This is a genomic window from Nocardia sp. NPDC006982 (genome assembly GCF_042869435.1).
Lineage (GTDB): Bacteria > Actinomycetota > Actinomycetes > Mycobacteriales > Mycobacteriaceae > Nocardia.
In genome coordinates this window covers 1,409,812-1,422,779 of record NZ_JBIAFV010000001.1, presented here as the reverse complement: position 1 = coordinate 1,422,779, position 12,968 = coordinate 1,409,812, and the positions used below count along the sequence as shown (strand labels likewise).

Below are 12,968 nucleotides of genomic sequence, written 5' to 3'. Positions count from 1 at the left end.
CGGGCCACCCGATCACGAATCTCAGTACCGGTTCACCGTCGGCGGCGTCGGCGCCTGGTAGCCGGAGACGCCGACCGTGGAGTCGAACGCCTTCTTCCAGGACCCGTCGGCGATCATGGCCTCGATTGCGTCGTTGACCTTGTCGCGCAGTTCTTTATCGCCCTTCTTCAGGCCGATGCCGTAGTTCTCCGTGGTGAACGGCTTGCCGACGACCTTGAACGTGCCCGCGCTCTGTGCGGCGTAACCGGCCAGGATGATGTCATCGGTGGTGACCGCGTCGTACGAACCGGCCTGCAGGCCCTCGAGGCACAGCGAGTAGGTATCGTTGGTCTGCAGTTGCGTGGCGGGGTAGTTCTTCTCGATATTCTGGGCCGGGGTGGAGCCCTTCACCGAGCAGACCTTCTTACCCTTCAGATCATCGGGACCGTTGATGCCGGTGTTGTCGGCCTTGACCAAAAGCGACTGGCCCGCAACGTAATACGGCCCTGCAAAGTCGACCTTCTGCTTACGCGCGTCGTTGATCGAGTAGGTGGCGACGATGTAGTCGACCTGACCGTTCTCGATCAGCGTCTCGCGCTGTCCGGACGGGGACTCCTTGAACGTGATGTTCTCCGGCTTCACACCGAGCTTGCCCGCGACGTACTTGGCGACCTCGACGTCGAAGCCGCTGTAGGAGCCGTCTTTGTTGCGCAGGCCCATGCCCGGCTGGTCGAATTTGATACCGACGGTGAGCTTTCCGTCCTTGGCGTTGTCGAGTGCGGACTTGTCGCTTCCGCCGCCACAGGCGGCGGTTGTTGCGGCCAGCGTCAGGGCGATCGCCCCGATGCCGAGTCGAAGCGAACGGTTGATCCTCATCGTGTTCCTTCTCCCTCTGGTGATTTCGGTGGCCGAGGTCTTTACGTTTGTGGTGGTTGCTCGGTTCAGTGGCTCAGGATCTTGCCGAGGAAATCCTTGGCACGGTCGGACTTCGGCGCGGTGAAGAACACCTCCGGTGTGTCGTCCTCGACGATCGACCCGTCCGCCATGAACAGCACACGGTTGCCCGCCTTGCGCGCGAAGCCCATCTCGTGGGTGACGACCAGCATCGTCATCCCCTCCTTGGCCAGCGACACCATGACGTCGAGCACCTCGTTGACCATCTCCGGGTCCAGTGCCGAAGTCGGCTCGTCGAACAGCATCACCTTCGGGCTCATCGCCAGCGCGCGGGCGATCGCCACGCGCTGCTGCTGGCCGCCGGAGAGCTGCGCCGGATACTTATCGGCCTGATTGGCGATCCCGACGCGCTCGAGCAGTTCCATCGCGCGCTTGCGGGCGTCCTCCTTTTTGACCTTGCGAACCTTCAGCGGCGCGAGCATCACGTTCTCGACGATCGTCTTGTGCGCGAAGAGGTTGAACGATTGGAACACCATGCCGACATCGGCGCGCAGTGCGGCAAGCGCGCGGCCCTCGGCGGGCAGTGGTACGCCGTCGATGGCGATATCGCCGGAGTCGATCGGTTCCAGTCGGTTGATGGTGCGGCACAGCGTCGACTTCCCGGACCCCGAAGGACCCAGAACGATAACAACCTGTCCCTTGGGCACCTCGAGGTTGATATCGCGCAGCACATGGAGGTCACCGAAGTGCTTTTCCACATTGCGCATCGAAATCATCGGCGCGCTTGTGGCGGTACTGCCCTCATCAGAACTAGCTGCCCCGGTTTTGGCCAACCCGATTGTGTCGGGTGCGGTGGCGTCGTCGGTCATGGTCCAAGACCTTAAGCGGAAAACGGCGATTTGCCCGGGTTTCCGCGACACACCGTTACGCCGCGCCGATACGACACAGCGCCGTAACCCTTCCGATGCGACCTGGCCGGGGCCCGGAGCCTGCGCCGATGCGCTGAAAACCCGCGTTGCGCACCCCCGTACCCTGGACGGGTGGATTCGATCGGACAGGCAGTGTTGTCTCCCGCCCCTGCGGCCGCGGACGGCGCACGCAGTTACGAGGTCCGCACCTTCGGTTGCCAGATGAACGTGCACGATTCCGAACGCTTGTCGGGCCTGCTCGAGGATGCGGGTTATGTGAAGGCCGCGCCGGGTGCGACGGCCGACCTCGTCGTCTTCAATACCTGCGCGGTGCGCGAGAACGCCGACAACAAGCTGTACGGCACCCTCGGCCACCTCGCCCCGATCAAGGCCGACCGGCCGGGCATGCAGATCGCCGTCGGCGGCTGCCTGGCGCAGAAGGACCGCGACACCGTCGTGCGCAAAGCGCCGTGGGTGGATGTGGTGTTCGGCACACACAACATCGGATCGCTGCCGGTGCTGCTGGAACGCGCTCGGCACAATGCCGAGGCGCAGGTGGAGATCCTGGAATCGCTGGAGGCGTTCCCGTCGAGCCTGCCCGCCAAGCGTGAATCCGCCTATGCCGGTTGGGTTTCGATCTCGGTCGGCTGCAATAACACCTGCACGTTCTGCATCGTGCCGTCGCTGCGCGGCAAGGAGGTCGACCGCCGTCCGGGCGATGTGCTCGCCGAGGTGCAGGCGCTGGTCGATCAGGGCGTCCTGGAAGTCACGCTGCTCGGGCAGAACGTGAACTCCTACGGTGCGTCCTTCGCCGACCCCGATGAGGCGCGCGATCGCGGTGCCTTCGCCAAACTGCTGCGCGCGGCCGGGCGCATCGATGGGCTCGAGCGGGTGCGCTTCACTTCGCCGCATCCGGCCGAATTCACCGATGACGTGATCGAGGCGATGGCGCAGACGCCGAATGTCTGCCCGCAGCTGCATATGCCGCTGCAGTCCGGATCGGATCGGGTGCTGAAGGCGATGCGGCGGTCCTACCGCAAGGCGCGCTACCTCGGCATCATCGAGAAGGTGCGGGCCGTCATGCCGCATGCTGCGATCACCACCGACATCATCGTCGGCTTCCCGGGCGAGACCGAGGAGGATTTCCAGGAGACCCTGGATGTCGTCCGGCAGGCGCGGTTCACCAGCGCCTACACCTTCCAGTACTCCAAGCGTCCTGGCACACCCGCCGCGGATATGCCCGACCAGCTGCCCAAGGCCGTGGTGCAGGAGCGCTACGAGCGGCTGATCGCGCTGCAGGAGGAGATCTCCCTCGACGCGAACCAGGCGCTCGTCGGCACCGAGGTCGAATTGCTCGTCGCCGAGGGCGCGGGCAAGAAGAACGCCGCGACGGCCCGCATGAGCGGCCGTGCCCGCGACGGCCGACTCGTGCACTTCCGCCCCGAAGGCGCTGCGGAAACGATCCGCCCCGGCGACATCATCACCGTCGACATCACCGACGCGGCCCCGCACCACCTGATCGCCGACGCCACCATCAAAACCCACCGCCGCACCCGCGCAGGCGACGCCCACGAACGCGGAATCACCCCCAAAACCGACCCCATCGGCGTCGGCCTCGGTCTCCCCCGCATCGGCGCCCCCACCCCCGAACCCGTCGCCTCAGGCTGCTCAACCGGCTGCGGCGCATGAGCACTCGGCCGGGTGACGAGGAACTGACGCCTGCTGGGGGAGCGGATCCCGCACCGGGTCCATCCGAGTCGGATTCGCGTGGTGCGCAGGCTGATCGCGGGGACGGTGCAGGTGAGAGAGCCGCGCTGAACGGTGAGCGCCGTGAGGTCGCGCCGAACTCAGCCGAGGTGAATTCGCTCGGAGCCGGTCGGGCAGGGGCGGGCCATCCCAACGGTGTCTCGGATGCGGGCGAATACGGTGTGGGCTCGCGGTCAGGTAAGGACTCGGGGCCGCGCGTAGGCGCTGCGGACTCGCGTGGAGGCAAGGCTGACGCGGATTCGGAATCGGGCGGGGGTGGCGCGGACTCGCGATCGGGTGCGGGGGATGCGAGTACTACCGAACGTAGTGGGGTGGCTGCGGGCGATCGGGGCGGTGATGGCACAGTGAATGCGGGTAAGGCAGCGGGGCAGGGATCAGCCGAAGGAGACGAGGGCGCAGTGAACTCGGTCGAGAGCAGTAATGGCTTCGAGCAGTTCAAGGACGATCTCGATGCCGTCGAGCGGCGCATCGCGGGGGAGATCGACCCCGGCGTGCGCGCGATGGTGGTCGCGGGCGCGGTCTTCCTGCTGCTGTTTTCGCTCGTGTTGTCGCATGCGGGCGGTGCCCGCGGGTTCGATGTGCTGCTCGGCACCGATGCCGCGCGCGCTGAGCACATCGGTCTGCCGTCGCGGATCTTCGTCTGGTTCGCCGTTCTCTTCGGCATCGGCTTCTCACTGCTCGCGCTGATGACTCGCCGCTGGGTGCTCGCCTGGATCGCGGTCGCCGGTTCCGCGATCGGCAGCGTATTCGGCATCTTCTCGATCTGGCACCGCCAGACCCCCGGCCTCGGCAACTACCACGGCGCAGGCCCCGGCGTCGGCCTCATCCTCGGCACCATCGCCATCATCGTGCTGACCTTCCACTGGATCCGCGTCGTCTGGAGCCGCACCGCGCTGCAACTCGCCGCAGAGGAACAGCGCCGCAACGCCGCAGCCGCCGCCGAGGAACGCGACCGCCGCCGCCTCACCGGCGACTCCTGACCCAGCTGGCGCACCCCCCAATACCGGACCTACGCTGAGCCGCGCCACCATCGCGCGAACGAGAAGGCCGAGTTCGTACGAGAGCATGCTCAGACCCATCCAGCGACCGGGCGCTGCCGGTCGGTATCGCTACCCCGACCGCACAGTCAGCGCGGCCACACGGCCAGTGCAGTAGTCGCCGAGCACCAGATCCGTTGCCCGCTGGACGGTTTCGTGGTTCACTCCCGAGGCTGACGCAGTCCGCGCTTGCGGTGCTCGAGCCGTCGCGGCATGGACGATGCCGCTGCGTCAGTCCTGCAGCGTTGCCTGTCAGCACGTCTATCTCGGCCGCGCAGATGGCGTGGCCACACGGCCCAGAGCGCGCCGTTGCCGATCACCAGATCAGTTGCCTGCTTGGACGGTTTCGTGGTTCACTCCTGAGGCTGACGGAGTCCGCGCTTGCGGTGCTCGAGCCGTCGCGGCATGGACGGGGCCGCATCGACGGCTGGGTGGCGATCGCCCCGAGCTCGTCAACCGATCGCGCGGCTGACCAGGTGATCGGCGCCAGCGCATGGCGGTACCGGATCAGCGGTTGCTGACTGCTCCTTCTGCGGCCTCGGCCCATTCGCGCCACTGTTTGGCTTGCTCGAGTGCCTTCTCCGCATCGCGCTTGTTCCCTGCGGCGGTTGCCTTGGCGGCCTGTTCCTCGAATTGGGCGACGCGTTCGCGGAATTGAGCGGCTCGGGCCATGGCCTCGGGATCGGTGCGGCGCCATTGGGCGTCGGCCGCGTCGCGGACGCGCTTTTCGATGGTGCGGAGTTTGCCTTCGAGTTCCTGGATGCGTTCGCGCGGGACCTTGCCGATCGCGTCCCACTTGTCCTGGAGTTCGCGCAGGGCGGCGCGGGCGGCGTCCAGACCAGTCGAGGGATCGATGTGTGCGTAGGCGTGCAGCAGTTCTTCCTTGGCGGCGGCGTTCTGCTCGAATTCGGCGTCGCGCTCGGAGACGGCGGCATTGCGTGCGGCGAAGAAGACGTCCTGGGCGCTCTTGAAACGCCGCCACAGCGCCTCGTCGGCCTCACGTGGCGCCCGGCCCGCGGCCTTCCATTCGGCGAGTAGATCGCGGAACACACCCGCTGTGCCGACCCAGTCGGTGGAGCCGGAAAGTTCCTCGGCGCGCACGCAGAGTTCTTCCTTGCGCGACTTCGCGGCCGCGCGTTCGCGGTCGAGTTCGGCGAAGTGCGCGCCACGGCGGCGGTTGAACGCCTCACGCGCCTTGGAGTAGCGCTTCCACAAAGCGTCGTCGACCTTGCGGTCCACACCGCGGATGGACTTCCACTCGTCCAGGATTTCGCGCAGCCGATCGCCGGCGGCCTTCCACTGGGTGGATTCGGTGGCGATCTTCTCGGCCTCGGCGCACAGCGCTTCCTTGCGCTCGGTGTGCTCATGCCTGGCCTTTTCCTTCTCCTCCTTGGCGTGCGCCGCCGCCTCTTCGGAGTGTTCGGCAATGGCCTGCAGTCGCTGGGCGAGCCCCTCGACATCGCCGATGACCGCCGCGGTGGGCAGCGATTCGGCGATGGTGACCGCGGCCGCCTTGGTCTTGCGGGCATCCGCGCCTGCGGCCAGTCGCGCCTCGAGCAGTGCCACCTCGGTGGCCAGATCGTCGAATCGACGGCCGAAGTGCGCCAAGCCCTCGGCGGCGTCGCCGGCCTGCCAGGATCCGACGACGCGCTCGCCCTCGGCGGTTTTCACCCATGCGGTGCCGTCGTCGTCCACGCGACCCCATGCACTGGGATCGCTGACGGTGGGCACGACGACCGGATGCGGATGCTGCTGCGCGGCCGGCCCCGGGGCCGGTTTGACCGCATGCGGCTTGGGATGGGCCACCGACCCGCCCGGTTTGGGGGCAGCGGCTGGTTTCGGCGCGGCGGAAGGTTTGGGCACGGCGGCCTTCGGGGAATCCGAGGGGCGCGACGTGCTGCCGGGGGTCGCTTTCGCCGTTCCGTTGCTCTCGCTCATTGCTCCTCGTCCCTGCCGCGCGTCACGGCTGCCTGGTTACGCCCTAGCTCACTCCATTGAACCCGGTCCGAGCCCTGTAAACCATCGATCAATGCCCTCCGACTGATGATTCCCAGGGAAATCAACCCGTGATGACCTGGGTTGTAGCACCTCGAACACTATCAATCTCGGCCGAGTTTGCGGCAGAGACACTCGAACCCGGAGGTTGCGGACGCCGCAGCGGTGCTGTGGATCGCGCATTCGGCGAACGACTACGGTTACGGCGTGTTCTCCATTGCGGCCCTGGTACCGTCGCCGCCGATCTTGGTGCCCGAGCTCTGCGGCGGTCTCGCGCACGCGGCCGGGTCGGATTCCGATGATGCGCCCGCGGTGTTGCGCGCGGCCGCACTCGCCGCGGTCGGCGCATTGGCCGCGACGACTCGGAACTGGACCGTCGTGGGTGTGGGCGCGGCCGCGCAGGTCGTCGGACCGGATGCGGTCGGCACCTTCCGTGGCTTCGGTGCGGATGTGCAGGTCGGGCTTTCAGCGGACGCGCTGTCGCGATCGCGGCAAACGCCCGGCGCGGCGGATCCGCAGCAGCCGCTGCCCGCCCTGATCGCCGGGTGGTTGCGTGGTCAGGTCGCACCGGATGCGGTGGCCGCGACGACTCTCGTCGCCGTCGACACACCCGCCGACGAATGCGCCCGGATCGGCGCGCAGCTGCGTACCACCCTGGACGATTCACCCGAGGAGGCGGGCGTCCTCATCGTCGCGGACGGCGCGGCGACCCTGACCCTTAAGGCCCCTGGCTACCTCGACGAGCGCGCCGCCGACGTGCAGCGCGAACTGGAGCGTGCCCTGGCCGATGGCGATACCGCCGCACTGTTCGCCCTGGATCCAGGCTTGTGTACCGAACTCGTGCTATCCGGCCGCGCGGCCTATCAGGTACTCGCCGGACTTTTCGCCGCCGATTCGGTCGCCCCATCCGTCGAAACCCTGTACAGCGATGCTCCGTTCGGCGTGGGCTATCAGGTGAGCATCTGGCGTACATCGGGAGGTGATCGGTGACAACGCCGATCGCCGTCGTCGGTCCCACCGCGACCGGCAAATCCGACCTCGGCCTCGATCTCGCCGAACGACTCGGCGGCGAAATCGTGAATATCGACGCGATGCAGCTCTATCGCGGCATGGATGTCGGCACCGCGAAACTCCTGCCCGCCGAACGCCGGGACATCCCGCATCACCAACTCGATGTCCTCGAGGTCACCGAAACCGCAACCGTCGCCGCCTATCAGGCCGCGGCCAGCGTCGACGTGCGCGAGATCATGGCGCGCGGCCGCACGCCGATCATCGTCGGCGGCTCGATGATGTATGTCCAAGCGCTGCTGGATGATTGGGAATTTCCGGCCACCGATCCGACGGTCCGCGCACGCTGGGAGACACTGCTGGCCGAGCGTGGCGTCGTCGCGGTGCACGCGGCGTTGCAAGCGGCCGATCCGGCGGCCGCGGCGACCATCCTGCCCACCGACGGGCGCCGCATGGTGCGTGCGCTCGAGGTCGTCGAACTCACCGGGCGTCCCTTCGCGGCATCGGCGCCGGTGATCGGAAAACCGCGCTGGGACACCGTGATCATCGGAGTGGACCGCGACACCGCCGAACTCGACGAGCGCATCGAACGGCGCACCGCGCTGATGTTCGAGGCCGGTCTCGTCGACGAGGTCCGCGGACTGATCGATAAAGGTCTGCGGGAGGGCGTCACGGCGCGCCGGGCGATCGGCTACGCACAAGTCCTGTCGTACCTGGACAACGAATACGACCTGAACCACGCGCAGGAACGCACCCTGATCGGCACCCGGCGCTATGTCCGGCGGCAGCGCTCGTGGTTCCGCCGCGATCCCAGGGTGCGGTGGGTGGACGGCGCCGATCCCGATCTGGTCGCGGCCGCGTTGTCCCTGCTCGAGAAGGAACGGACCCCGCAGTGACACGTCGTGTGAGTACCCGAAATGCCTCGGTCCAGGTGTGGCAGGCGTATCTGAACAACCGGACCAAGCGCCACCGCGACGGCCGCTTCCTGGTGCAGGGCGTGCGCCCGATCACTCAAGCGATCGCCAACGACTGGCCGCTGGAGACGATGCTCTACCGCCTCGGCGCGCCGGAGCTGTCGAGCTGGGCCCGCGAACTACTGGAGACCAGCGGCGTGCAGCAGGTCGGCCTGGTGCCGGAGCTGATGGCTGAACTCGGCGAAAAGTCGACCGGCATACCGGAATTGGTGGCCGTCGCGATATCCAGGCAGCCCGAGCTCGACACCTTCGAGCCCGGTGAACCCGGTGACGTCGCGCCACCTGTCGTGGTGGTTTTCGATCGCCCCAACTCGCCCGGCAACCTCGGCACGCTGATCCGCTCGGCCGACGCGTTCGGTGCCAGCGGCATCATCGTGACCGGGCACGGTGCCGACCAATACGATCCGCAGGCGGTCCGCGCATCCACCGGTTCGCTGTTCGCCATGCCGATCTTCCGTGCGGCCGGACCCGCGCAGGTGCTCGAATTCCGCGACCGGCAGATCCAGCGCGGCATCCCGACCCGCATTGTCGGCACCGATGAGCACGGCGCGGACGCGGTCTTCGACTACGACTTCGCCGAGGCGACGATCCTGGTCGTCGGCAATGAGACCAGCGGCATGAGCGCGGCCTGGCAGGAAGCCTGTGACGATATGGTCTATATCCCGATGGGTGGCACCGCCAGCTCGCTCGGTGCGCCCTCGGCCGCCGCGGTCGCGCTGTACGAAATTTCGCGGCAGCGCCGTACGTTGGTTCGAGGACGATAAGCAGGGAGAATGCGCGACGTGTCGGATATCGAGTTCACCAAGGGCCACGGCACCGAGAACGATTTCGTGGTGCTGCCCGATCCGGAGGTCCGGCTGGACCTGACGCCGGACCGGGTCGCCGCGCTGTGCGATCGCCGCCGCGGTCTCGGCGCCGACGGTGTGCTGCGGGTGGCGCGCGCGGGTGCGCTACGGGACGCGGATGTCCTCACCGAGATTCCCGAGGGCATCGCCGATACCGACTGGTTCATGGACTACCGCAATGCCGACGGCTCGATCGCCGAGATGTGTGGCAACGGGGTGCGGGTGTTCGCGCACTACCTGGCGGCGAAGGGACTCGAATCGCGTACGGAGTATGTCGTCGGTAGTCGCGCGGGGGCGCGTCCGGTCACGGTGCATTCCGGTGGGCCTGCCGATGGCGAGGTAACCGTGGGGATGGGGATCGTTCGCGAGCTCGGTTCCTCGAACGCGACCATCGGTGGTTGGGCGTTGCCCGGCATCGGCATCGACGTCGGCAATCCGCACCTGGCCTGCGTCGATGCGAGCCTGTCCGTGGACGCGCTCGCCAAACTCGATCTCACCGTCGCGCCCGGCTTCGACCCGGACCTGTTCCCGCAGGGTGTGAATGTCGAGATTCTGACCGGACTGGTCGATGGCGCGGTCGATATGCGCGTCTACGAACGCGGTGTCGGCGAAACCCGTTCCTGCGGAACCGGAACCGTCGCCGCTGCGGCGGCCGCTCTGGCCACCGACGGTTTCCGCATCGCCACCGACACCGGAGAGGTCCGCGTCCGGGTGCTCGGCGGCGAGGTCACCGTCCGCCTCGCCGAGGGTGCGGCCTGGTTGCGCGGACCGTCTGTGCTGGTGGCGACAGGTCGGATTGCCGAAGACTGGTGGTCGTCGCATTCGCCCAGCTGAGTTCGCTGATACCCCTCGCCTGCGCAAAGGCGGGGACCGACCGCACGCGTATCCAGGGATAACCGAATGCGCATCGGTCGGAACTCGTGGCAGCATGGATGATGTATGACGAAATCGAAGACTTTTGAATTCACTCCGGCCTCCGACGACAACGACCACGTCGAGGCCGTCGAGGACACGACGGAAGACACCGGCGATGTAGTCGCCGAGCACGCCGCGCGGATGCAGCGGTCCGGGTGGACCGCCGATCCGACGGTCGGCGAGATGCAGCTCGACGAGCGCTCCTCGCTGCGGCGTGTCGCGGGTCTGTCGACCGAGCTCACCGATATCACCGAGGTCGAGTACCGGCAGCTGCGACTGGAGCGGGTCGTGCTGGTCGGGGTGTGGACCACGGGCACCGCCACGCAGGCCGAGGCGAGCATGGCCGAACTGGCCGCACTCGCCGAAACCGCGGGTTCGGAGGTGCTCGAAGGACTGATCCAGCGTCGCGACAAGCCGGATCCGGCCACCTATATCGGTTCCGGCAAGGCCGACGAACTACGCGCCGTGGTACTCGAAACCGGCGCCGATACCGTGATCTGCGACGGTGAACTGACCCCGGCGCAGCTGACCGCGCTGGAGAAGGTCGTCAAGGTCAAGGTGATCGACCGGACCGCACTGATCCTGGACATCTTCGCCCAGCACGCCACCTCCAGCGAGGGTAAGGCGCAGGTATCGCTGGCCCAGATGGAATACATGCTGCCGCGACTGCGCGGTTGGGGTGAGTCCATGTCCCGGCAGGCCGGTGGTCGCGCGGGCGGCAACGGCGGCGGTGTGGGTCTGCGTGGTCCAGGTGAGACCAAGATCGAAACCGACCGTCGCCGCATTCGCGAGCGAATGGCCAAGTTGCGCCGCGAGATTCGCGAAATGAAGACAGCACGCGATACCAAGCGGGCCCGCCGCACCTCCAGCGGTATCCCGTCGGTCGCCATCGTCGGCTACACCAATGCGGGCAAATCCAGCCTGATGAATGCGCTGACGGGAGCGGGCCTGCTGGTCCAGGACGCACTGTTCGCGACCCTGGATCCGACCACCCGCCGTGCCGAACTGGACGACGGCCGCGAGGTCGTCTTCACCGATACCGTCGGATTCGTGCGGCATCTGCCGACCCAATTGGTCGAGGCGTTCCGGTCCACCCTGGAGGAGGTCACCGGCGCGGATCTGCTGCTGCACGTGGTCGACGGTTCCGACCCGCTGCCCGCCGAACAGATCAAAGCGGTCCGAGAGGTGATCACCGATGTGATCAAGCAGTCGGGATTACCGGCGCCGCCGGAGCTGTTGGTGGTCAACAAGATCGATGCGGTCGACCCGGTCGAGCTCACTCGGCTGCGCGGGATGCTGCCCGACGCGTCCTACGTTTCGGCGCACAAGGGGTCCGGCATCGCCGAACTGCGTGAGCGCCTCGCCGAGGTGCTCGGCGGCCTCGACGTCGAAATCAGTGTGCTGCTGCCCTACACCCGCGGCGATCTGCTCGCCCGCATCCACGCGGACGGTCGCATCACCACCTCCGAGCACGAGGAGGGCGGCACCCGGGTGCGCGCCCGCGTCCCGCACGCACTGGCGGCGGCGCTGTCGCAGTACGCGCATGCGGGTGGGTCGTCCGAGACGAACGGCACGGATTCGTCCGAAGCCAATGGTTCCGCGAACTGAGTCGCTGAACGAAGGGCGGAGTCGGCCGGGTTCGCTTGCGAACCGGCCGGTCGGTAGCGAATGCCCGGCACATCCGGTGCGACACAGGCGAATTCGTTGCGCTATCGTCATCGAATCGACATCAGGAGGGTTAAATGTCGCATGACCACTCCGGTGCGGCCGATTCGGGCGATCGGCGCTCCGGTGATTCGTCGCTCGCCGCCCCGGTGCTGAGTGACGGTGCGCCACTGTCGGTTTCGCTCACCGATACCGATGTGCGGGTGCTCGACACGCTGCTCGCGCCGCTGCGCGCGTGGACGAGTCCGCGGTTCTACGGCCTGGAGAACATTCCGGCCGAGGGTCCGGTGCTGCTGGTCGGCAACCATAACCTGATGGGCGGCATCGATGCGCCGCTATTGCTGCCCGAGGTGCTGCGCAGGCGCGGTCGACTGATCCGCGGGCTGGCCGAGAATGTGCTCATCAGTGTGCCCGGCATCCGTCAGCTGCTGCACCACTTCGGCACGGTGCGCGGCAACCGTCGCAACTGCCTGGCGTTGCTGGCCCGCGGCGAGGCCGTGATCGTGTTTCCGGGCGGTGGTCGCGAAGCGGTGCGCCGCAAGAACGAGAAGTACGTCCTCAAGTGGGAGGGCCGCTCCGGCTTCGCGCATATGGCGATCGAGGCGGGCGCGCCGATCGTGCCGGTGGCGATGATCGGTGTCGACGATGCCTACGACATCGTTTTCGACGGCGACCATCCGGTCATGCGACCGCTGCGCTGGGCCGTCGAGGCGCTCGGCCTGAACCGGGACCTGACCCCGCCGCTGATCCGCGGCGTCGGACCGACCGGCATCCCGCGTCCGGAGCGCTTCTACTTCTCCGCCGGAGCGCCGATCGACCCGGCGCCGTGGCGTGACGCGCCGGATAAGCATGCCGCCGCGGTGGAACTGCGTGACGTGGTGCGCAAGGAGCTGGAGGAGGAACTGAAGTTCCTGTTCAGTGAGCGCGATCGTGATCCAGGTCGCACCCTGTTCGGCCGACTGCGCAGTCTGTTCTGAGTCT

The 12,968-nt window shown here is 67.3% G+C and carries 11 protein-coding genes; 8 read left to right on the top strand and 3 right to left on the bottom strand.

Annotated features, from left to right (window positions below):
- Positions 1 to 21: 21 nt before the first annotated feature.
- Together ACFYOW_RS06385 and ACFYOW_RS06380 are read right to left on the bottom strand one after the other, a co-directional pair.
- Complete coding sequence (locus tag ACFYOW_RS06385) at positions 22 to 855, bottom strand: glutamate ABC transporter substrate-binding protein (RefSeq protein ID WP_387285042.1); 834 nt, start codon at positions 853 to 855, stop codon at positions 22 to 24.
- A 65-nt stretch (positions 856 to 920) separates the two neighbouring features.
- Positions 921 to 1,649, bottom strand: coding sequence for an amino acid ABC transporter ATP-binding protein (locus ACFYOW_RS06380; RefSeq protein ID WP_063038495.1), 729 nt, complete (start codon positions 1,647 to 1,649; stop codon positions 921 to 923).
- Between the two features lie 264 nt (positions 1,650 to 1,913).
- On the opposite strand from ACFYOW_RS06380, the gene miaB reads away from it, so the two are divergent.
- Together miaB and ACFYOW_RS06370 are read left to right on the top strand one after the other, a co-directional pair.
- Positions 1,914 to 3,470 (top strand): tRNA (N6-isopentenyl adenosine(37)-C2)-methylthiotransferase MiaB, encoded by a 1,557-nt coding sequence (miaB, locus tag ACFYOW_RS06375; protein ID WP_387285040.1) that lies wholly within the window; start codon positions 1,914 to 1,916, stop codon positions 3,468 to 3,470.
- 476 nt (positions 3,471 to 3,946) lie between these two features.
- Positions 3,947 to 4,528: a hypothetical protein gene (locus ACFYOW_RS06370; protein ID WP_387285038.1), complete on the top strand. Its 582-nt coding sequence runs from the start codon at positions 3,947 to 3,949 to the stop codon at positions 4,526 to 4,528.
- Between the two features lie 564 nt (positions 4,529 to 5,092).
- Here ACFYOW_RS06370 and ACFYOW_RS06365 read toward each other — a convergent pair.
- Positions 5,093 to 6,523 carry a DUF349 domain-containing protein gene (locus ACFYOW_RS06365; protein ID WP_387285036.1) on the bottom strand — a complete coding sequence of 477 codons (1,431 nt, stop codon included), beginning with the start codon at positions 6,521 to 6,523 and terminating at the stop codon, positions 5,093 to 5,095.
- Between the two features lie 264 nt (positions 6,524 to 6,787).
- Here ACFYOW_RS06365 and ACFYOW_RS06360 point away from each other — a divergent pair, with 264 nt between their 5' ends.
- From ACFYOW_RS06360 to ACFYOW_RS06335, 6 genes are all read left to right on the top strand, one after another.
- Positions 6,788 to 7,570, top strand: a complete 783-nt coding sequence (locus ACFYOW_RS06360) for a hypothetical protein (RefSeq protein WP_387286046.1) — start codon at positions 6,788 to 6,790, stop codon at positions 7,568 to 7,570.
- Positions 7,567 to 8,484 carry a tRNA (adenosine(37)-N6)-dimethylallyltransferase MiaA gene (miaA, locus tag ACFYOW_RS06355; protein ID WP_387285034.1) on the top strand — a complete coding sequence of 306 codons (918 nt, stop codon included), beginning with the start codon at positions 7,567 to 7,569 and terminating at the stop codon, positions 8,482 to 8,484. The genes ACFYOW_RS06360 and miaA overlap by 4 nt, the downstream gene beginning before the upstream one ends.
- A complete protein-coding gene (locus ACFYOW_RS06350) occupies positions 8,481 to 9,326 on the top strand; it encodes a TrmH family RNA methyltransferase (protein ID WP_387285032.1) in 846 nt (281 codons plus the stop codon). The genes miaA and ACFYOW_RS06350 overlap by 4 nt, the downstream gene beginning before the upstream one ends.
- A 27-nt stretch (positions 9,327 to 9,353) precedes the next feature.
- Positions 9,354 to 10,241: a diaminopimelate epimerase gene (gene dapF / locus ACFYOW_RS06345; RefSeq protein ID WP_387286044.1), complete on the top strand. Its 888-nt coding sequence runs from the start codon at positions 9,354 to 9,356 to the stop codon at positions 10,239 to 10,241.
- Positions 10,242 to 10,463: 222 nt separating this feature from the next.
- The gene (gene hflX / locus ACFYOW_RS06340) at positions 10,464 to 11,930 is read left to right on the top strand and encodes a GTPase HflX (RefSeq protein ID WP_387286042.1); all 1,467 of its coding nucleotides are present in this window, start codon (positions 10,464 to 10,466) and stop codon (positions 11,928 to 11,930) included.
- Positions 11,931 to 12,064: 134 nt separating this feature from the next.
- Complete coding sequence (locus ACFYOW_RS06335) at positions 12,065 to 12,964, top strand: lysophospholipid acyltransferase family protein (protein ID WP_387285030.1); 900 nt, start codon at positions 12,065 to 12,067, stop codon at positions 12,962 to 12,964.
- Positions 12,965 to 12,968: the final 4 nt, after the last annotated feature.

Excerpts from the sequence above, each read along its gene's own strand:
- hflX (WP_387286042.1), top strand. The coding sequence starts at position 10,464 with ATGCAGCGGTCCGGGTGGACCGCCGATCCGACGGTCGGCGAGATGCAG.
- ACFYOW_RS06380 (WP_063038495.1), bottom strand. The coding sequence starts at position 1,649 with ATGATTTCGATGCGCAATGTGGAAAAGCACTTCGGTGACCTCCATGTG.
- ACFYOW_RS06385 (WP_387285042.1), bottom strand. The coding sequence starts at position 855 with ATGAGGATCAACCGTTCGCTTCGACTCGGCATCGGGGCGATCGCCCTG.
- ACFYOW_RS06335 (WP_387285030.1), top strand. The coding sequence starts at position 12,065 with ATGTCGCATGACCACTCCGGTGCGGCCGATTCGGGCGATCGGCGCTCC.
- ACFYOW_RS06365 (WP_387285036.1), bottom strand. The coding sequence starts at position 6,523 with ATGAGCGAGAGCAACGGAACGGCGAAAGCGACCCCCGGCAGCACGTCG.